The sequence below is a fragment of the Caldivirga maquilingensis IC-167 genome, from assembly GCF_000018305.1.
GTDB classification, from domain to species: Archaea; Thermoproteota; Thermoprotei; order Thermoproteales; family Thermocladiaceae; genus Caldivirga; species Caldivirga maquilingensis.
In genome coordinates this window covers 685,386-706,033 of sequence record NC_009954.1, presented here as the reverse complement: position 1 = coordinate 706,033, position 20,648 = coordinate 685,386, and the positions used below count along the sequence as shown (strand labels likewise).

The 20,648-nt window shown below is 44.5% G+C and carries 19 protein-coding genes; 13 read left to right on the top strand and 6 right to left on the bottom strand.

Annotated elements, in window-relative coordinates:
- Positions 1–8: 8 nt before the first annotated feature.
- Genes purL through purM form a run of 4 tightly spaced genes read left to right on the top strand, consistent with a single transcriptional unit; the run spans position 9 to position 5,686 of the window.
- A complete protein-coding gene (gene purL / locus CMAQ_RS03395) occupies positions 9–2,183 on the top strand; it encodes a phosphoribosylformylglycinamidine synthase subunit PurL (RefSeq protein ID WP_012185728.1) in 2,175 nt (724 codons plus the stop codon).
- Positions 2,183–3,484: an amidophosphoribosyltransferase gene (locus CMAQ_RS03390; RefSeq protein ID WP_012185727.1), complete on the top strand. Its 1,302-nt coding sequence runs from the start codon at positions 2,183–2,185 to the stop codon at positions 3,482–3,484. The genes purL and CMAQ_RS03390 overlap by 1 nt, the downstream gene beginning before the upstream one ends.
- Entirely contained in the window at positions 3,484–4,707 is a 1,224-nt protein-coding gene (locus CMAQ_RS03385) for a phosphoribosyltransferase family protein (protein ID WP_012185726.1), read from the top strand. The genes CMAQ_RS03390 and CMAQ_RS03385 overlap by 1 nt, the downstream gene beginning before the upstream one ends.
- Positions 4,688–5,686: a phosphoribosylformylglycinamidine cyclo-ligase gene (gene purM / locus CMAQ_RS03380; RefSeq protein ID WP_012185725.1), complete on the top strand. Its 999-nt coding sequence runs from the start codon at positions 4,688–4,690 to the stop codon at positions 5,684–5,686. Before CMAQ_RS03385 ends, purM begins: the two co-directional genes overlap by 20 nt.
- Here purM and CMAQ_RS03375 read toward each other — a convergent pair.
- Positions 5,676–6,401 carry a phosphoribosylaminoimidazolesuccinocarboxamide synthase gene (locus CMAQ_RS03375; protein WP_012185724.1) on the bottom strand — a complete coding sequence of 242 codons (726 nt, stop codon included), beginning with the start codon at positions 6,399–6,401 and terminating at the stop codon, positions 5,676–5,678. The genes purM and CMAQ_RS03375 overlap by 11 nt on opposite strands.
- A 186-nt stretch (positions 6,402–6,587) precedes the next feature.
- Here CMAQ_RS03375 and purD point away from each other — a divergent pair, with 186 nt between their 5' ends.
- The 6 genes from purD to CMAQ_RS03345 all read left to right on the top strand — a co-directional run bounded on the left by purD (position 6,588) and on the right by CMAQ_RS03345 (position 12,232).
- Complete coding sequence (gene purD / locus CMAQ_RS03370; protein WP_012185723.1) at positions 6,588–8,060, top strand: phosphoribosylamine--glycine ligase; 1,473 nt, start codon at positions 6,588–6,590, stop codon at positions 8,058–8,060.
- 71 nt (positions 8,061–8,131) lie between these two features.
- Positions 8,132–8,434 carry a phosphoribosylformylglycinamidine synthase subunit PurS gene (locus CMAQ_RS03365; protein ID WP_012185722.1) on the top strand — a complete coding sequence of 101 codons (303 nt, stop codon included), beginning with the start codon at positions 8,132–8,134 and terminating at the stop codon, positions 8,432–8,434.
- The gene (purQ, locus tag CMAQ_RS03360) at positions 8,412–9,083 is read left to right on the top strand and encodes a phosphoribosylformylglycinamidine synthase subunit PurQ (RefSeq protein ID WP_012185721.1); all 672 of its coding nucleotides are present in this window, start codon (positions 8,412–8,414) and stop codon (positions 9,081–9,083) included. Before CMAQ_RS03365 ends, purQ begins: the two co-directional genes overlap by 23 nt.
- Positions 9,080–10,282 carry a formate-dependent phosphoribosylglycinamide formyltransferase gene (purT, locus tag CMAQ_RS03355; RefSeq protein ID WP_156769927.1) on the top strand — a complete coding sequence of 401 codons (1,203 nt, stop codon included), beginning with the start codon at positions 9,080–9,082 and terminating at the stop codon, positions 10,280–10,282. Before purQ ends, purT begins: the two co-directional genes overlap by 4 nt.
- Positions 10,283–10,738: 456 nt before the next feature.
- The gene (gene hisS, locus CMAQ_RS03350) at positions 10,739–12,001 is read left to right on the top strand and encodes a histidine--tRNA ligase (protein WP_232203802.1); all 1,263 of its coding nucleotides are present in this window, start codon (positions 10,739–10,741) and stop codon (positions 11,999–12,001) included.
- Positions 12,002–12,037: 36 nt separating this feature from the next.
- Positions 12,038–12,232, top strand: coding sequence for a hypothetical protein (locus CMAQ_RS03345; protein ID WP_012185717.1), 195 nt, complete (start codon positions 12,038–12,040; stop codon positions 12,230–12,232).
- Here CMAQ_RS03345 and CMAQ_RS03340 read toward each other — a convergent pair.
- On the bottom strand, positions 12,227–13,189 hold the full coding sequence (locus CMAQ_RS03340) for a Gfo/Idh/MocA family protein (RefSeq protein WP_012185716.1): 963 nt from the start codon (positions 13,187–13,189) through the stop codon (positions 12,227–12,229). The two genes, CMAQ_RS03345 and CMAQ_RS03340, sit on opposite strands and share 6 nt — an antisense overlap.
- Position 13,190: 1 nt before the next feature.
- Positions 13,191–13,535, bottom strand: a complete 345-nt coding sequence (metG, locus tag CMAQ_RS03335) for a methionine--tRNA ligase subunit beta (protein WP_012185715.1) — start codon at positions 13,533–13,535, stop codon at positions 13,191–13,193.
- 145 nt (positions 13,536–13,680) lie between these two features.
- Here metG and CMAQ_RS03330 point away from each other — a divergent pair, with 145 nt between their 5' ends.
- Complete coding sequence (locus tag CMAQ_RS03330) at positions 13,681–16,113, top strand: ABC transporter substrate-binding protein (RefSeq protein WP_012185714.1); 2,433 nt, start codon at positions 13,681–13,683, stop codon at positions 16,111–16,113.
- A 121-nt stretch (positions 16,114–16,234) separates the two neighbouring features.
- On the opposite strand, the gene CMAQ_RS03325 is transcribed toward CMAQ_RS03330, so the two are convergent.
- Positions 16,235–16,687, bottom strand: coding sequence for a RecB-family nuclease (locus CMAQ_RS03325; RefSeq protein ID WP_012185713.1), 453 nt, complete (start codon positions 16,685–16,687; stop codon positions 16,235–16,237).
- Positions 16,688–16,959: 272 nt separating this feature from the next.
- On the opposite strand from CMAQ_RS03325, the gene bgaS reads away from it, so the two are divergent.
- Positions 16,960–18,420 carry a beta-galactosidase BgaS gene (gene bgaS, locus CMAQ_RS03320; RefSeq protein WP_012185712.1) on the top strand — a complete coding sequence of 487 codons (1,461 nt, stop codon included), beginning with the start codon at positions 16,960–16,962 and terminating at the stop codon, positions 18,418–18,420.
- Between the two features lie 76 nt (positions 18,421–18,496).
- Positions 18,497–19,198 (top strand): endonuclease III domain-containing protein, encoded by a 702-nt coding sequence (locus CMAQ_RS03315; RefSeq protein WP_012185711.1) that lies wholly within the window; start codon positions 18,497–18,499, stop codon positions 19,196–19,198.
- Here CMAQ_RS03315 and CMAQ_RS03310 read toward each other — a convergent pair whose 3' ends face one another.
- Positions 19,199–19,630 (bottom strand): nascent polypeptide-associated complex protein, encoded by a 432-nt coding sequence (locus tag CMAQ_RS03310; RefSeq protein WP_052290691.1) that lies wholly within the window; start codon positions 19,628–19,630, stop codon positions 19,199–19,201.
- A 15-nt stretch (positions 19,631–19,645) separates the two neighbouring features.
- Positions 19,646–20,560 carry a sugar phosphate isomerase/epimerase family protein gene (locus CMAQ_RS03305; protein WP_012185709.1) on the bottom strand — a complete coding sequence of 305 codons (915 nt, stop codon included), beginning with the start codon at positions 20,558–20,560 and terminating at the stop codon, positions 19,646–19,648.
- Positions 20,561–20,648: the final 88 nt, after the last annotated feature.

Sequence of the window (20,648 nt, the reverse complement as noted above, 5' to 3'; positions counted from 1 at the left end):
GTGATGAAATGGGGTTAACAAGCGATGAGGCCAAGATTATAATTAACACCCTAGGTAGGAATCCAACTGAGGCTGAGTGGTTGATCTTTGAGGCCGAGTGGAGTGAACACTGCTCTTATAAGAGCAGTAGGGCATGGATTAGGTTATTACCATCAAAGTCACCGCTGGTGATTAGGGGATCTGGTCTTGATGCGCCGATTATTAGAATTAATAATATTGCCGTTACCTTTAAGATAGAGAGCCATAATCACCCATCCGCGGTTGACCCATATGATGGGGCAGCCACTGGTGTTGGTGGGATTGTTAGGGATATTTTAACCACGGGCCTAAGGCCAATAGCCCTCCTTGATAATCTACATTTAGGTAGCTTAGATAATCAGCGTTCCCTATGGTTGAGTAGGAATATCATTAAGGGCATATCCGACTACGGTAATAGGATTGGGGTACCAGTGGTTGGTGGGGAGACTTGGTTTGATGAATCCTTCAACAATAATCCAATAGTTCTAGTAACCTGCATAGGTGCTGGTGATTTTAAGAGGGTAATATGGGGTGAGGGTAAGGTAGGTGACCTAGTCCTAGTTGTGGGTAATGACACCGGTAGGGATGGCATGCTGGGGAGCTCCTTTGCATCAAGGGAACTAAGCAGTAGCGATGACATAGGCGCGGTGCAGGTAGGTAACCCACTTCTTGAGAAGCTACTCATAGATGCATTAATGGAGCTGGGGGAGAGGGGGCTAGTTAAGGCAATTAAGGATGTGGGGGGAGGTGGGTTAGCAACGGCTTTAAGTGAATTGGCTCATCAATTAGGCTTAGGCATTGAGGTTGATTTAACCAACATTAGGCTTAGGGATGAGTTAAAGCCTGAGGAGATACTTGTCTCAGAGTCCCAGGAGAGGATGATTATTGTTGTTGACCCAAGTAGATTAAGCTATGTTGAAGCAGTGTTAAGGAAGTATGAGGTGGGGTTTGACCTAATAGGTAAGTTAACTAATGACGGTAAATTCACCGCCTACTACAAGGGGATTAAGTTAATTGACCTACCCCTAGACCTAATCACTAATCCCCCTGAACCAATACGCAAATATACTGAACCAGTGTACTTAATGAGGCTAAGGCGTATTCCACCACTACCTAGCGTCAAGTTTAATGAGGCTTTAATTAAAGTAGCCTCAAGCCCCAACCTGGCATCTAAGGAGGTAATATACACTCAGTATGATTACGAAGTCGGTGTTAGGACTGTTATTAAGCCTGGTAGGGCTGGGGCAACGGTACTTAGGTTACTTGAGGAGGATGGTGGGGACGGTAAGTTAGGGATCGCCGTTAAGGCTGACTCAAACCCAAGGTACAGTTACTTAAATCCATTCACTGGTGCAGCTAATTCACTGGCTAAGGCGTATAGGAATGTTGCCTCAGTGGGGGCTAAGCCAATAGCTGCCGTTGATTCAATAAACGTGGGTAATCCTGAGAAGCCGGATAAATACTGGTACTTCGTTAAGACCGTGGAGGGCTTAACATGGATGGGTAATGCCCTAGGCATACCCTTCGTTGGGGGTAAGGTAAGCTTCTATAATGAGGACTCAGTAACTGGTGCATCAATAAAGCCCGTGGTGGCAGTGGCAGTGTTGGGTGTGGTTAATGATTACGCTAAGGCAATTGAAGGTGGCTTAACCGGTGAAGGCTGGTTGGTGATTATTGGTGACACAGGACCTGAATTAGGGGGCTCTGAATTCCTACACAGTGTACATGGCCTAGTGGCTGGTGAACCCCCTGAACCTAAGCCATTGAGTGAGGTTAAGAACGCTAACCTAGTTATGCAGTTGATTAATAATGGATTAGCCAAGGCAGTAATGGATGTTGGAGTTGGTGGATTAGCTGCAGCACTCATTAAAATGTCCATAATTGGTGGCGTAGGCTTCACAGTGGATCTTTCTAAAGCCCCATTAACCCAGGGATTAAATGACCCAGTAACCGTGGCCTTCTCCGAAACGAACGCAAGATACATTATTGAAACCAGTAATCTAAAGGAGACGGTAAGAATCATTGAGGCTAATGGTGTACCTTACGGTGTATTAGGTGAATCAGGGGGAGGGATAGTGCAGTTTAAGTGGGGTGGCTTGGAGTTAGCATCCCTGAGTGTTGATGACTTAGTTAGTATTAATGATTCCTTGAGGGGTGTCATATAATGTGCGGCATATGGGCTTACCTAGGTCAAGGAGCAAACCTAATGGTGAGCAAAATGGCGCCATGGCTAATGCATAGAGGGCAGGAGGGATTCTCATACGTCTGCGTTCGTAATGGGGCTTTACTTAAGGTCAATGACCCAATACCACTGGAGTCTAATCTCTGCCTTGGACACGCCAGGTACTCCACCAGTGGACCATACGGTGTTGAGCTTCAACCAGTGGTTTTAGGGGACTTGGCGTTAGTCTTCAATGGTACAGTGGCTAATTATAAGGAATTGAAAATGAGGTTAAGGGAAATGGGGATTATCGTTAATTCTAATTATGATGCATTAATACTGGCTCAATACCTTAAGAACCTATTAACTAGGCTAAGTATTGATGATACTGTTAATGAAGTCTTCAAGACCATTAAGGGTGGTTACTCGATACTGGCTCTTTGGGGTAATTCACTAATAGCTATTAGGGATCCATGGGGATTAAGACCGCTTGCAATGGGAATCACTAATGATGGTGTAGTATTTGCCTCAGAAACATCAGTCCTAGATGCCTTAGGCATTAAGTGGATTGAGGTTAAGCCAGGTAACGCCCTGGTGCTGGGTAGTAATGGGGAGAGGATATTGAATTGGCCTAGTGTTAGAAGAATGTACTGCGCCCTGGAGTATATTTACTTCCAAAGACCTGACTCAGTTTTTAACGGCATAAGCATCTATAGTGCTAGGCGTAGGCTTGGGTTAGCGTTAGCGAGGAAGGAGGGGGAGGAGGTTGATGAGGTTTCCCCAATCCCAGAAACCGCCAGGGTTGCTGCGCAAGCATATGCTAATGCCCTTGGTAAGCCATTGAATGAGTTCATAGTTAAGAATAGGTTCATGGGGAGGGGATTCATAAAACCGCCTAAGGATAGGGACTTTGAACTATACAGTGTAATTAAGGAGGGGGTGACTGGTAAGTCAGTGGCCTTAATTGATGACTCAATAATAAGGGGTACTACGCTTAGGAGGATAATACCTAAGGTTAAGGCCGCTGGAGCTAAGGCAATTCACGTAAGGGTTTCTTCACCGCCCGTGAGGTACCCATGCTTCATGGGGATGGACTTCCCAAGTAGGCGTGAATTAATAGCTCATGGTAAATCCATAGGGGAAGTTAAGTCAATGCTGGGTTCAGATTCACTAACCTACTTAACCGTTGATGAACTTAAGGAGGCCATAGGCACGGTGGAATTATGTACAGCATGCTTCACAGGGGAGTACCCGTTTAAGGTTAACATTGATGAATTAGAGGGGGCCTTCACGGGTGATAGGTAATGGGTGTAATCGGGGTTGTGGGTGTATTATCCTTCCACGAGGGCTGGGATGTGGTTAAGGTTATTAAATACCCATTAATGGCGCTTAAGCATAGGGGTAATGGGCGATACTTCATAGCCGTCTTAAGTGATAATTTACGTACAGGGCTTGTTAATGACCTTGAATTCAAGGGATTCAACGGGTGGGTGGCCTTGGCCTGCACCTACATTGATGAATCATCAGTGGGGGTTACTAAATGCGGTGACGTAACTGTAGCTTACTGTGTTGAGGGACAGGAATTGAAACCAGAGGATATATGCGATCTAGTTAGCAATGGTAAGCAACCTAAGGCTCAATCATCGGTTATTGCCTTAACAAGCGATGGTAGATTAATGGGCCTAAGACCCAGTAGTGGGTTGAGAAACCTAGCCCTAGGTGCCTACGGTTTCGACTTAGCCATAATATCTAATGAAACCTCAGCCATTAACGCCATGGGTGGTTCGGTGAGGAGGTTCATTGAACCAGGGGCATTAGTTACGATTAGTAGGAATAATGTTGAGTTTAACGGGGGCGTGGGTAAAGCAGGTAAGGTGTGTTCACTGGAGTTAATCTACATGGCTAGACCTGACTCTGAGGTGGATGGACACTCAGTGTATGCCTTTAGGGTTAATTTAGCTAAGAGAATGGCTAAGGGGATTAAGGTTAACGTTGACTCAGTGGTTGGGGTTCCTGAAACCGGTGTCCTCTATGCCGTTAAGGTTGGTGAATCACTGGGTAAGCCTGTTGAACTTGCCTTAAGCATTATTGAGAGGCGTAGATCAGCATTAACCAGTGAATTGATTGATAAACTATCATCAATACACCTTAAGGTTAACCCAGTCATCAACGCCATTAGGGGGAGGAAACTCCTCCTAATTGATGACTCACTGGTAAGCGGCTTAACAATTAAGGAAATATCCCAGGCCCTTAGGCATAGGGCAGGGGTTAAGGAGATTCACGTAGCCATAGCCAGCCCAAGGATAGTGAGGCGTTGCCCATACGGCGTCAACATGCCTCCCGATGAGCAATTACTGGCTAATGTATTCCCTAATGACGAGGACTTAGTTAAGTTACTTGAGGTTGATTCAATATCCTGGCTTCAACTAAGTGACTTAATCAAGGCTGCGGAGGATGTAGGGATAGGGAAGGGGAACCTATGCCTAGAATGCTTCCTGAGGAGGGACCATGAAGTGGACTTACAGTAAAGCTGGGGTGGATTTAAGTAAACACCACAGCATGCACTCAATAGCCCAGGACGCGATTAGGCGTATTGAGGAATCCCTTGGAGTAAAGTTAATTGAGGGGAACTTCACTAGGTTAATTACACTAAACGGCGTTGAATTAACAATGCACACTGATGGGGTTGGCACTAAGTCAATTATAGCTTGGGAAGCAAGGAAACTGAGGGTTCTTGGGTGGGATTGCGTAGTGAGTAATATTAATGATGTTGCATGCGACGGCGTAACCCCAATGGCTGTGGTGGATTACATAGCCATCTCAAGTAATGATACTGAAGCCGTCGGTGAAGTGATTAAGGGTGTTACCGATGCCTCACTGGAATCAAACATAGTATTACTTGGTGGGGAAACGGCAATAATGCCTGACTTAATTAATGGAATAGACGTATCCTGCACCGTACTGGGTATTAAGAGTGGGGGTAGATTAATGAGGGTTAATGCAGGTGACTTAATTATTGGAGTTGAATCCAATGGATTACACATGAATGGCTACACCCTAGCCCGTAGGGTTCTCCTAAGTAGGTTTAAGCTCAGTGATGAGGTGTGTAGTGTTCAATTGGCTAATGAACTCCTTAAGCCAACATTAAATTACAGTAAACTACTGTTGAGGCTGTATAATGATAATTTAATTAAGGCGGCTGTTAATGTTACAGGAGGAGGCTTCACTAAGGTTAGGAGGGTGATTGGTGAAATGGGTGTTGAATTCAATGCGCCTGAACCTCCATGCATATTTAGGGTAATTAAGGAGACTGGTAACGTTGAGTGGAGTGAAATGTACAGGGTCTTCAACATGGGTGTTGGATTAATGCTAATTGTGAATGAAGAGAAAGCTAGTAGGGTTGAGAATACTATTGATGAATTCGGTTTAAGGCATTGGGTAATGGGTAGTGTTAATAATAGTGGTAGATTAACGGTTAATCTAGGTAACGTGAATTTCAACCTTTAAGCCCTAAGCCCAGTATACTGTTTAACCGTGAGTATGCCTCAATCAGCTCCTTAACTGACCCACCCATTCTGAAGAGTTCCTTATCAAGGTGTTTACCATTCATGAGAACTCTCATTGTGTCACCGCTTAATTCATCAGCAAGAACTAATGCACCATTACTATTAACCCCGAATTCAAGTTTAAAATCAACTAGGGTTAACCCATACTTGCCTAATAATTCACTGAGCAGGTGATTAACCTTAAGTGATACACTCCTAATCTCCATTACCTGTTCCATTGATGTTAATCCAGCTTCAATAATGTCCTCAATGAGTATTAGAGGGTCGTGAAGCTCATCATTCTTAAGATGAAACTCCACCAGTGGGGTAGTGAACTTAGTGAGTGGTTTTATGAGTGGCATTCTCCTTATGAAGGAACCATACGCGTAATTCCTAACAATAACCTCCACTGGGATCATTCTCAATCTCCTAACGTGAATCCTCCTATCCCCATCCCAATTAATGAAGTGAGTCCTTACCCCAGATTCATTGAGGTAACTCATGAAGAATGCCGTTTGAGAAGCAGCTAACTTACCCTTACCTGGAGCATACTCCTTACGTGCCCCATCCAGTGCAGTTACCTCATCCTTAAACTCCATTACTAACTCCTCATTATTAATTAAGTAAACCCTCTTAGCCTTCCCCTCATAGATTAACTTACCCTCCCCTAGGCTCATTACGCTTACACCAGTGGTTCCTTATTTAAATTTTACTGTTTAATTTAATTATTAACGTTAACTAATGCGTCATGTATTTTAAATTTTTATGGTAAATAATTCAACATAAAACCTCATTACCATTAAATAACATACCTTAATAATTTAAAAATTAAATTTAAAAATAGGTAACTTATTTTATTATTAATGATAAAAAGCAAAGTACTGTTGGTTGGGGATGGAGCAAGGGAACACGCTATTGCTGAAGCCTTATCAAGAAGTGTAAATGAACCAAGAATCAGCGCCCTGGTTAACCATATTAACCCTGGGATAAGGAGAATTGTCGAATCCACCGGTGGCTCACTGGTAATTGGACCACTTAACCAGGAGGGGGTTGTTAAGGCCATTAATGTGATTAACCCTGACTTAGTGGTAATTGGACCCGAGGAACCACAGTTCGCTGGTGTTGCTGATAAGGCTGTGGAAATGGGTGTACCAACCTTCGGTGCATTAAGTAGGTTAGCTAGGATTGAGCAGAGTAAGGCCTTCGCCAGGTGGTTGATGTGGAGGTATAGGATCCCAGGTAGGATAGCCTATAGGGCGTTTAGAAGCGTGGAGGAGGCTATTGAGTACGTTAAGAACGCAGGCTCAGTGGCTATTAAGCCGGCTAGGCAGAGTGGTGGTAAGGGTGTTAGGGTCTTCTGGGTTAACCAAGCTTACTTAAGGGATGGAGTTAATGACGCTAAGGAGACTCAATTAATTGATGCTGCTAATGATGTGCTTAAGTACGGTGACGTAGAAGACTTAATTATTGTTGAGGAGACTGTAAGTGGTGTCGAGTACACTGTTCAAGTGATAACCGATGGAGTAAACATTCTTCCCCTACCACCCATTCAAGATCACCCACATGCCTTTGATGGCGACATTGGACCTGAATGCGGAGGCATGGGTAGTGTGGCTGGTCCAGGAGCTAGATTACCCTTCCTAAGGGATGATGAGTACTGGGAGAGCGTTAATATTGTTAAGAGCACTATCAATGCCCTACAGAGGGAGACTGGGTTAAGGTACGTGGGTGTGCTTTCAGGTCAATTCATGTTAACATCCTATGGGCCAACACTCATAGAGTACTACAGTAGGTTAGGTGACCCTGAGGCCTTAAATGCACTAGCCCTATTGAGGGGGGATTTCCTTGAATTAATTGAAGCAGCAGTGGAGGGGAGGTTACCATCATTCAATTACTCCTTCAGCAACGAGGTCACTGTGGCCAAGGCGATAGCACCCCTAGGTTACCCGCATAGAAGAGACTTAGCCGCTGGGAGGAGGATTAGCATTGACTTCAATGGCATTAAGAAACTGGGGTGTGGGCTTTACTTCGGCTCAGTGGAGTACGTTAATGGCGAGTATAGGACGCTGGGCTCTAGGGCCGTTGAAATACTGGCCACTGGGTCAAGTTACAGTGAGGCTCATGCTAAGGCTGAGGAATGCATCTCACTGGTTAAGTCCAGTGACTGGAAGCTGATACATAGGGTTGATGTGGGTGAACCAAGCCTCATGGAGAGGAGGATTAGGGACGCTGAATTAGTCAGGGAGGTTTACAGGTGGAGGAGGAGCCATGGATTGGGGAGGGTTAGGATTGACTGGGTGCCTGGCAGGGATGTTGCAGTGTATGATTACTCGTAATTAAATTAATTAACTTAATAAGATAATTAATTATCGGAAAAGTTTAAATATTCTTTTAATCAATTAATATTATGGAGGCGGGAAACACAATTAAACCCATAGGCCTGTATAAGGTTCACGTAGCCGTGGTGCTTAAGGGTTCAAGGGACCCTGAGGGTGAAACAATACTGAGGGATGTGGTGTTAGCCAGTGGTGTTGATTATGTGGTTAAGGTTACCAGTGGCAAGTACCTCAGTTTCACTGTTAAGTCAAGTGATGGTGAGGAGGCTATCAAGCTAGTGACCAATCTATGTAGGGACCTCAGGATATTTAACCCAACCGTCCATAAGCTAATAGTCCTCGGTGTCGAGTATGGTGACGGTAGCGGTTATTAAATTTCCAGGCACTAATGCTGATAATGATGTAACCCATGTCCTAAATAACGTGATTAACGTTAAGGCTGAGTCCATCTGGTACAGCGAGTTTAAGCACAGTAATTATGATGCAGTAATCTTACCCGGAGGCTTCAGTTACGGTGACTGGCTTAGGGCAGGAGCCATAGCAGCTAGGAGTAAGACTATTAATGAGGTTAAGGAAGCTGCCGAGGAGGGTAAGCCAATACTCGGTATATGTAATGGCTTCCAAACCCTGGTGGAGGCTGGGTTACTGCCAGGTGTATTATTGCCTAATGATCCACCTAGGTTCATTGCAAGGTGGGTTAAGGTTCAGGTAATTGACTCAAGAACACCCTTCACGATACATTATGAACCTGGTGCAGTGGCCTCAATGCCCATAGCCCATGGGGAGGGTAGGTTTCATGCAGTTGACTTAAGCAGCATTAATATTGTGTTTAAGTACAGTGGATTTAACCCAAACGGTTCATTAGGCAATGTGGCTGGTGTATCTAATAATAACCGTAACGTGGTTGGGTTAATGCCTCATCCTGAAAGGGCTGCTGAGGATACATTGGTACCGAGGGGTTTCGATAAAGGTGGCTTAAGGCTTTGGGTCAGTTTAAGGGAAAGCCTCAGGAGGGGATGGTGATGCTCGGCACACCATTGCTTGAGGGGGGTAGGAGAATAATGATACTTGGTGGTGGTGAATTGGGTAAGGAAATTGCCATTGAGGCTCAACGCATGGGTGTTGAAGTGATTGTTGTTGATAGGTATGACATGGCGCCAGCCATGCATGTAGCCCATAGGAGTTACGTAATTGATATGCTTAATGGCGATGCCTTAAAGGCTATTGTGAGGAGGGAGAAACCGGATGCAGTGGTTACTGAGATTGAGGCAATTAACACAGATGCCTTAATTGACCTTGAGAATGAGGGGTTTAGAATAATCCCGAACGCCAATGCCGTTAAAATATGCATGAATAGGATTGAATTAAGGCTACTGGCCTCGGAACGGCTTAAATTACCCACAACTAGGTATGCCGTAGCCAATGACCCTGGGGAGGCTAGGAGAGCTTGTAGTGATGTTGGTTACCCCTGCCTTATTAAGCCTGAAATGAGCTCCAGCGGCCATGGTCACGAAGTTGTAGTTAACCCCAGTGATGTTGAATCCAAGTTTAATGAAGCCATTAAGCATGCTAGAGGGAGTAGTAGGAGGGTTATTGTTGAGGAGTACGTTGACGTGGATAAGGAGTTAACGGTATTAACGTACAGGTACCCGAGTGAAGGCAGTACGGTGACAGCTGTTATACCACCGATTGAGCATCAGAGGCCTAGGGGTGTGTTTCACTATGTTGAGTCATGGCATCCATCAAGTGTTAGTGGTAATATAATTAAGACCGCTGAGGATTATGCAGTGAGGATGGTTAATGAATTAGGAGGCTTAGGTATATTTGGGGTGGAGATTATAATAACTAGGGATGGCAGAGTACTCTTCAGTGAGGTTGCCCCAAGACCCCATGATACTGGTTTAGTGACGCTTGCCAGTACTGATATTAATGAATTCCAGGTTCACGTAAGGAGCGCATTAGGCCTACCCACTCCTCAGGTTAAGGTTACTACACCAGCTGCTGCACACGTAATACTGGCTGATAATGAAGCCTGGGCCCCTCGTTACATCGGCATTAATGAGGCTTTAACCATACCTGGAGTTCAGGTTAGGTTATTTGGTAAACCAAACTCATACAGGGGGAGGAGGATGGGTGTTATTTTGGCAACGGGCTCAACAGTGGAGGAGGCTATTGAAAAAGTTAGGAAGGCCGCCAGTATCGTGAAAGTAGAGAGTACTTAATTTAAGATGAGGCTAGTAAGATTCCTATTATTGATAGGTATTTTCAACCATGCCTGATTTAAATTTAATCATGACTTAAATAAATGATGCTTTCAACGTAAAAGAACGTTACCATATCATTAACCCAACATTGGATTCAAGATTCACTATAATTAGCCTTAATGTAGTGATACCTTACGCGTTAGCTTTCATAGGAATTAATACCCTATACCTATGAATTACCATTCCCATACCACTTTACTCTGATTAAAACCATGGCGTTTTGTATCAAGGTAAGGAGTATTGTCTCGCCAATATTATTCTGGTTGTTGAGTATGTTTGGGAAGGCTGAATAACATTGGGTGTAATTAGGCTTCATAATTTAAGGTAATAGTAAGCACACTCAATGACCCTAGTCCAGAGGGAAGGGTATTACTATTAAGGTTATGTTTTTTAATGCGTGCATCTAAGAGGCATGTGGAGGATTGGTTGCTTCAACCACCAAGGGGTATGAATGATTGGACACCGGATAAGTATTACTCACTAATCACTGTAGCCTCTAAGTTATCCAGGGTTGCTGAGTCCTTCGGATACAGCGCCATTGAGACCCCTGCCCTCGAGCACTTTGAGGTTTTGAAGGCTAAGGCGGGTGAGGAGGTGATTAACGAGATATATTACCTTAAGGATAAGGCAGGTAGGGAATTAGGCCTCAGATTCGACATGACTGTGCCCGTGGCTAGGGTCCTATCATATAGGCGTGACTTCCCAAGGCCCATTAGACTATACTATGTCTCAAAGGTTTGGAGGTATGATGAACCACAGTTCGGTAGGTTTAGGGAGTTTTACCAATTTGGGGTTGAGCACGTAGGCTCACCCACTGTTCAATCCGATGCGGAGGTGCTGGCCTTAGCGGTGAAGTCCCTTGAGTCAGTTAACTTACCTCAATTAACTGTGAAGGTTAGTGATAGGAGGATCATGGATCAACTACTGGATAAGATGAGTATTAGTACTGCTAGGGAATCAGTGTTAAGGATACTTGACAAGAGGGGTAAGGTTACTGATGACGAGTTAATTAAGCTACTTATTAGGGAGGGTATTGATAAGACTAAGGCAGAGTCCCTAGTGGCAATAGCCAGCACCAGGACTCCGATAGTTAACTCGACGGGTGAATTAAGGGAATTAGGTGTGGGTGATGATTTAATTAACTATGTTGAATCCCTCGTCAACGCCTTAACGGATTATGGTGTGTTGGATAGGGTTTACCTGGATTTAAGCATAGTGAGAGGATTAGACTACTACACGGGCTTCGTCTTCGAACTCTACACCGATAAGATTAAGCTAGCCGTGGGGGGTGGTGGGAGGTATGATGAGTTACTTAAGGTTTATTCAGGGGAGGATGTGCCAGCCGTTGGATTCGCCATAGGTATTGAGAGGGTGATGCTGGCTCTAAGTGAGGAACAGGGTGGTGTTCCCCCAGTGGATTACTACGTGTACCCCATGGAGAGTAGTTACTACGGCATGGGTGTTAGGATTGCTGAGAAGTTGAGGGAAATTGGGTTAAGGGTTATTGTTGACGTGGGTAAACCAAGCCTAAGGTCAGCCCTGGAGTACGCCGCTAGGATTAAGGCGAGGAAGTTCATAATAATTGGCCGGAGGGAGGTTGAGAAGGGTGTTGTTAGGGTTAGGGATCTTGAGACCTGGAGTGAGGAGGACGTGCCCTTAGATAAGATCCTTAAGTAATCCTTATAAGGCTAATCCAAGACTCCTTAGTTAATAATGAGTAGGGCAAGGGGATTCAGAAGCATTAGGAGCAAGGAATTAGTGTGCTTCTTCTGTCTCAGGACCATTAAACCAAGTGAGGCTAAGGTTGTTGTAATTAATGATGAGTTAATAGGAATGAATTTCAAGGTTATTGCCTGCAGTGAATGCGCAGCCAAGTACGGGGAGTCAATTAGGCTTAAGGCCTCATAGGCATTGATTCCCGTAAACCTCAAGGACAGCCTTAAGATCCCTAAGGGCAACCTCAGGGGGCATTGGGACGGGTTTATCCTCCTCAATGGACTTAATGAACCCCTCAAGCTCAGCCTTAACCACATTAACCTTAGGTAGGTTAATGGCCTTACCATTAAACAATAGGTCACCGTAAACCCTACCGTAGTTCACGTTAATCCTCCTTGTTGAGGGATCCTCGATAATACTACCTCCCTCACCGTAAACCTCAATGGATGGTACATTGAGTGAATGCATCATCCCCCAACTATACATTATTAAACCCCTAGCCCCATTCCTAAACCTAAAGAGCCCTATCGTAGTGTCCTCACCCTCAATTCCACTAATGGTCCTGTATGATAAACCACAGGCGTGATTGTACTCACCGCCAATGTTCAGTAGGGTATCCACGAAGTGTATTCCTCCATCAATGAATGCTCCACCACCCATTAATTCCTTAACCCTCCTCCAACCACCAGGTTTACCGTAGTGTGTTGACCTAATTATTATAGTATGCACTTGGCCTATCTCCTTAATCAACTCAACGGCCTTCCAGACAGCTGGATCAAAGTAAAAGTTCTCAGCAACCATGAACTTAACCTTAAGCCTCCTTGAAGCCTCAATTATTGCATTAGCCTCATCAATGGTCCTTGCTATGGGTTTCTCAAGTATAACATGCTTACCTGTTTCCATGGCCTTAATAGCCATTGGGGCATGCATATCATGGCTTACTATTAAGTCAACAATATCCACGTTGGACTTAACCACGTCATCGTAATTAGTGAAGTAGCCTGATGCAGAATACCTTCTAGCACACTCCTCAGCCTTCTCCCTACTCCTACTGAAAACGTAAACCTCCAAGTCACTTCTATTCAACTCCCTAAGCGCATTAAGGTGAACGTTACCGAAACCCCCACAGCCAACTACGGCTATACGCATACTAGCACACTTTCTCCCCAATCCTTGAATCATCAGCATCCTGTACTGTTAATAGGAGGGGCTTACCCTTCTCACCGCATGTAGCCAGTAGCATGCCTTGACTCTCAAGACCAAGCATAACCCTAGGCTCCATGTTGGCGACAACCACAATGAACCTACCCACCAACTCCTCAGGCTTATAATACTCCGCTAAGCCGGCCAGTATCTGCCTCTTCTCGACACCCAAGTCAACAATAAGCTTAATCAACTTCCTACTACCCTCAATCCTCTGAGCCTCAATAACCTTACCAACCCTTAAATCCAACTTGGCGAAGTAATCCCTACTAATCCTCTCCGATTGAGCCATATTAAGGTAGCCGCAGCTACTTAATAAGCATTAAGCCCATTAATCATAGCATTATATAGCACTATTAATAATAAATATACTTACTCAAATCCTACTTAGAAAAACACTTATTAAGATCCATAACTAGGGATAAGTGGTGGAGTGAATGAGAATACATAAGACATATGTACTATTAATAGTAGCATCAGTAATGGTTCTAATAGCGTTAAACATCGCATACGCCTCAAGCGGGTACACGATAATTTACTGGAACTCCTACGGTACGTTAACAGTACCCCCAGGTACACCCATATGCAATATATGGAATCCTAAGGCTCTTTGGTCATTTATTAATGCATGGGAGTCATTAGCCTACTACAATACTTATAATGGTCAATGGTGGCCTGTCCTAGCCAGTAATTGGACATTATTCCCCCAGAATGATACAATTATAATTCATTTACGTAGGGGCTTAGTTTGGTTTAATGGCTCAGCCACAATGCCTTTCACAGCTTGGGATGTTTACGCTGAATTCTACATTGGGGTTAAGGCATTTGACTGGTGGTATCCATATGTTAATGCTGATGGTATAAGGGTTATTAATAACTACACATTATCCATTCAATTAACAGCATGGAGTCCAACAACCATATTATTCATGCTGACTGAACCCATAACTACACCATGGCCTTACTGGGAACCTGTTGTTAAGGCCTTGAAGACCATGAACTCCACGTACGCCTTAACAGTTTATGGCCCTAATAATGTAACCACGTGGAATCCACCATGCTGGTCACTTGCACCATACTACTTCGTGGCCTTCTACCCAGGAACAGCCACATTCGTTACACAGCTTGAGCCACCTAACATATTGAGGCAATGGTATAATATATTCCCATACGAGGATTGGCAGTATTACCCAGTAATTGATTATGTTCAAGTTCTCGGTAATACACAGGCATTAACAGGCTTATTATCAGGTAAGGCCACGTGGTCGTCCGTGGCTCTTTCACTGGCGCAGATTGGGGTAGTTAATAAGTCTGGGTTACTGGCCTACATGGTTGAGGAATTTGGGGAATTAGGCATGGCAATTAATCCACTTGGCGGTTACCCATTCAACACAACCCAGTTCAGAAAGGCACTATGCTATGCTGTTAACTTAACAGCCGCAATTGCAGTATGGGGTATTGGTACATATTATCCATCTTACTATCCCGCGCCAGTATTCCCAACCACTATTGATACATACCCACCCAGCGTTAAGCAGTTCATAATACCATGCAGTTACAATACCACTAAAGCCGCTGAGTTACTTGAAAGCATTGGCATGTATAAGAAGGGTAACCAATGGTACCTGCCTAATGGTACACCATTAACATTAACCGTAATTACACCTTCAGGCTTCACTGATTGGGCCACCATAACAGAAGGCTGGGCAACCCAATTAAGCTTATTTGGCATACCCACTAAGGTATTGGCTTTAGATACTGGCACATACTGGAGCAGCATATTCCCAAGTGCTCAATTTGAGGTCGCCAATACGTTGTCGAGTTACGGTAGAGGGTACTATGATCCAACCGGCCTAGCATTCCAGGGACCATTAGAGTGGATACCATGGGTTACTGAATTGGGGATTTATACTTGGCCATTCCAGTGGCCTAATGGAACATGCACACCAGTGGTAATACATCTTCCACCCTCAGCCAATAGTAGCCTAGTACCTGCCAATGGTACTGTAGTCTGGTGCATTAACTCAACTCTTGGGTACATTAACTTAACCAACTGGTTCACGCTATATGATGCCGCAACACCAGGTACTCACCAGTATAATGAATTGCTTAAGGTTCTATTCGCCTGGTATGATTACTATGTTCCAATAGTGCCCGTTGGTTGGAAGAGGGCTGAGGTTAACATTGGTCCTAAGAATTACTTAATCACCTGGGCTTACAATGTGCCTAACCCCATGTGCGAGAAATACATACCACCGTGGCTTAGGATTGAGTTAATGCCATCAGATAACTCATACATAATCGGTGCTGAGGCTTATTACTATCAGGTCATTAGCTCCCCAGTATGGGAGGCCTTCTGGGGTAGTGGCGCCCCAGCTGGTGCAGTACCCCCATTGATTGAGGCCATGGTTAACGGTAGCCTATGGATCAAGCACCCTGATTACGCGGAATTCCTAGGCTTAACACCAAGTTACTTAACAGACCTAAACCAGTTAAGGTATTGTCTAGCCCAGTACTTCAACATAACCTCAGAGTATGTTCCATCAATAATAACCACAAGTACTACTACAACAACCACCACGACGACTACTTCAACGACCACGACATCAACTACAACAACTACCCCAGTGACTACATCAGCAACTACTTCAACTACTACAAGCACTGTGACTACTACGGCAGTTAGTACAGTGGTGAGTACTGTTACAACCACTGCAGTATCAACAGTGACTAGCACAGCAACAACCACAGCAGTAAGCACCGTAACAGTCACAAAACCAGTGGTATCAACAGCATTAATAGCAGGAATAGTAATCATAGTAATCGTAATAGCAGCAGTAGCAGCAATAATAGCGTTGAGGAGAAGATGAGAAAAGCAAAGAATTAAAAGTTAAAAATCAAATTTTTATTTACAATTTTTTGTTTAGAGCCAGTGATACTTAGGTTAGTGCCAAGATATGGTTTTCAAAATGTCTTTAATTTACTATATCCTCAGGTAAATGATGGGCATTCACTCATTAGTAGGCATAAGGCTATTGCAAGCTGGCCTAGGTTACCTACATCGCGTGTAATGGATGTTACGTAGTTAACGTTACTTCCCTCAATCCTAATGTCTTGATCTGAACCATCCACTGCAAGCATTACCCTTCCATTAATGTTCATGAACTCGGTTAATGGCTTAACCTGCGGCCCAGGTCTCCTAATTACCAGTATGTTATCGGGTTTAAATAAGTCCACCGCATCCTTAATAGTTGGCAGTACTACTAGGCTTGATGAGTACTTTAACGCTATCTTAAAAGCCTCCGGCACACCCTGTTGTGCTGCTGAACCGTAAACGTGAGTTAACACTAGGTTCTTCACACCAAAGCCGTAAGCCACCTTAGCGAATTCCACAACCCTAGCCACACTGGACACATTATCAATTAGTACTATTAATTCCCTCATTAACCAGTCCCTCATGAACACGCTTTTAAATTAAACCCAATGCACGTGCTGTGGGCTCCTTTACTCCCTATCCTCATTCTTCACTGCAGGGTATTCAGGGTTACCTCAAGTAACCTGCACTGAAACCAGTGATGGAAAAGCCTAAATCCATCACGCATCCACAAGCAGTAAACCAATGGCTTAGTGTGAATTAAGTAACTATATAATTAATTTATTTAACACTATGACTTATTTATAGAAACATTATTAAACTCAAAGCGTTAATTAAACCTATGATTAAGTTCCCAAGCGACTTCAGATTCGGCTTCTCCACAGTGGGTACTCAGCATGAGATGGGTACCCCTGGTTCTGAATTCGTAAGTGACTGGTATGTGTGGCTTCATGACCCTGAGAACATTGCTTCGGGCTTAGTTAGCGGTGATTTACCTGAACATGGGCCAGGTTACTGGGACTTGTATAAGCAGGACCACTCAATAGCTAGGGATCTTGGGCTTGATGCAGCATGGATAACTATTGAGTGGGCTAGGGTGTTCCCTAAGCCGACCTTTGACGTTAAGGTTAAGGTTGATGAGGATGATGGAGGTAACGTGGTTGACGTTGAGGTTAATGAATCAGCATTAGAGGAGTTACGCAGGCTAGCTGACTTAAATGCTGTTAATCACTATAGGGGGATTTTAAGTGATTGGAAGGAGAGGGGTGGTTTACTGGTGATTAACCTTTACCACTGGGCTATGCCTACGTGGCTTCATGACCCAATAGCCGTTAGGAAGAATGGACCTGATAGAGCCCCCTCCGGTTGGCTTGATAAGAGATCCGTTATTGAGTTCACTAAGTTCGCAGCCTTCATAGCCCATGAGTTAGGTGACTTAGCTGACATGTGGTATACGATGAATGAACCTGGGGTAGTGATAACTGAGGGTTACCTTTACGTTAAGTCAGGCTTCCCACCAGGTTACCTGGACTTAAACTCCCTAGCCACTGCGGGTAAGCATTTAATTGAGGCTCATGCCAGAGCCTACGACGCCATTAAAGCCTACTCAAGGAAACCAGTGGGCCTAGTCTACTCCTTCGCAGACTATCAGCCGCTTAGGCAGGGTGATGAGGAGGCTGTTAAGGAGGCTAAGGGACTTGACTACTCATTCTTCGACGCTCCAATTAAGGGTGAATTAATGGGGGTTACTAGGGATGACTTGAAGGGTAGGCTTGACTGGATTGGGGTAAACTACTACACTAGGGCCGTATTGAGGAGGAGGCAGGATGCTGGTCGGGCATCAGTAGCCGTGGTGGATGGATTCGGCTACTCCTGTGAACCTGGAGGCGTATCTAATGATAGGAGACCATGCAGTGACTTCGGCTGGGAAATATACCCTGAGGGTGTTTACAATGTCTTAATGGACCTATGGAGGAGGTATAGGATGCCCATGTACATCACTGAGAACGGTATAGCTGATGAGCATGATAAGTGGAGGTCATGGTTCATAGTATCGCACCTGTATCAAATTCACAGGGCCATGGAGGAGGGGGTGGATGTTAGAGGGTACTTCCACTGGAACCTAATAGATAACTTGGAGTGGGCTGCAGGATATAGGATGAGGTTCGGCCTAGTTTACGTTGACTATGCAACCAAGAGGAGGTATTTTAGGCCAAGCGCCCTGGTTATGAGGGAGGTGGCTAAACAGAAGGCTATACCGGATTACTTAGAGCATTACATTAAACCACCTAGAATTGAATGAAGAGGAGGCGTTAATACGCGTGATTACTGAATGGTGAATAAATGTTAAGTCCCCCACTACGTGGGGACTGGAGCATATGGAGAATATTAGGGATTTACTTAAGGTGTTTGAGGAAATTAGTGAGAAGCTTAGTGAAAATGGGTGGTTTATTAGTGAACCAGAATCACCCAAGTGGTGGGGTGGCGCCTTAAGTCCCGAGGAGGTTATTATATCAGCCATACTGGTTCAGCAGACTAAGTGGGAGAGGGTTAGTGAAGTCATGGCTAAGCTTAGGCAAGGTGGGTTAAACACACTTAAGACTATTGCTGAGCTTAATCCACTGGATTTAGCCAATGCACTGAGTGGGGTTAACTTCAGGTTCACTAAGGCTAGTAGATTAGTGAGGATTGCCAGGACTATTACATCAATGGGTGGGTTAAGGGCTTTAAGTAAGCTTAGTGACGATGAGGTTAGGGTAATGCTACTATCAATGGATGGTGTCGGCTACGAGACAGCTGACTCAATAATGCTCTTCGCCCTAAATAGGGTAACAATACCCATCTCAACATACACCATCAGGGTAATTAAGAGGATTTACGGTTACCTGGGGGGTGGTTACGAGGATTGGAGGCTTACATTAATGAAGCTACTGCCCAGGGGACTATATGAGTATAAGCTCTTCCACGCTGGTGTGGTGACCACTGGGAAGGAGTGGTGCCTTAAGGAGACACCGAGGTGTATTGAATGCCCACTACGTAATCAATGCCGCTTCGCCAAGTTAGGCACTAATGCGTATTAATTAAGGGTGATGACCCGACTTCTGCAGTTTCAGTATTGCCTCGGCTAAGTCACCATTAGCCTCCTCAAGGGCCTTAATGGCCTCATCCCTACTTACCCCTGTCTGATCCATAACAAGCCTAATGTCATCCTCACTGTACTTAGGTGATTGAGCCTTAACCACAATCCTCGGCGGCGCCTGTGGTTGATTAGTCTTAACATCCCTCTTATCAACCTGAACCTGGTAAAGTAAAACACCACCCGGCATTTCAAGAAGCACCACTGTTGGGTTACTTAACTCCAAGCTACTGCCATCCCTCAACTCCACCACTACCTTAACAGCATCAACATCCTTAACGTTAACGTTAATCCCCATTCTCTTAAGCATCCTCTTAACCTCATTGGGGTTAAACATCCTTGTTAAGGCAATACTCCAGTATTTAACAGTTACCACTAGGCTTAATTAAACTCACCATAGCCCATGCCTTGAACCAGCCTCCTCAATAAACACCCTAGCCTGCGTAACCTCCTCATCAAGCCTCTCCTTAATGTCCTGTCCACCAACATCAATGGCAACGTAGCCTCTGAAATTAAATTTCCTCAAGCCCTCGAAAACAGCATCCCAATCCACAACACCCCTACCTGGGCTCCAGTGGTAGTTATCCCTACCATCATTGTCTGAGGCATGGACGTAAAGTATCTTATCCCCAAGCTTCTCTATGGATAATGGAATCAACTCCTTAGCAGCATTAAGATGCCCAACATCCAGTACAGCCCCGAAGTTATCCATGTTAACTTCATCAATGAGCCTAAGCATTGCATCACTATTAGCCACTGATTCCCCAACCCTAGGTTCAATGGCGAATCTTAAACCATGATCAAGGGCAATCCTCGAACACCCCCTCATGGCATTAACCAGTAGGCTCCAGAACACCCTCCATGAGAAGTCAGTGGGGATCCTAACCCTATACCTCTCTGCGAACACTATTCCCGTTGAATAGGGCTTAGGGCCGGTGAACTCAATGGGTGGTGTAAATGTGTCTGTTTGGGTTAAGTCAGCATTAAAGAAGACGGCTAACTCCACGCTCCTTCTAAATAATTCAAGCCCCCTCTCCCTAATCCCATCAATTGGTGAGAGTAGTTGAGGGAATATTCCAGCAACATTAACCACCTTTAACCCATGGGATTCAATGAAGTCCCTTAACCTAACCCTCTCCTCCTCAACAGCTCTCAGGTTATCCTCACCGTAAACCTCAAGCTCAATCGCCTTAAAACCAAGCCTAACAGCATCATCTATGAAACTGAAGAAGTCAGTAATACGTGGTGGATAACCGTACTTAGTTATTGCGTATAACCAGGCTAAGTTAATCCTCGGTGAACCCATGATTATTCAACTCAGTATGAGTAATTTTTAAGCTATGCGTAGTATCTAAAGATGATTCATAATTATTACACCATGATTACTGTTAATC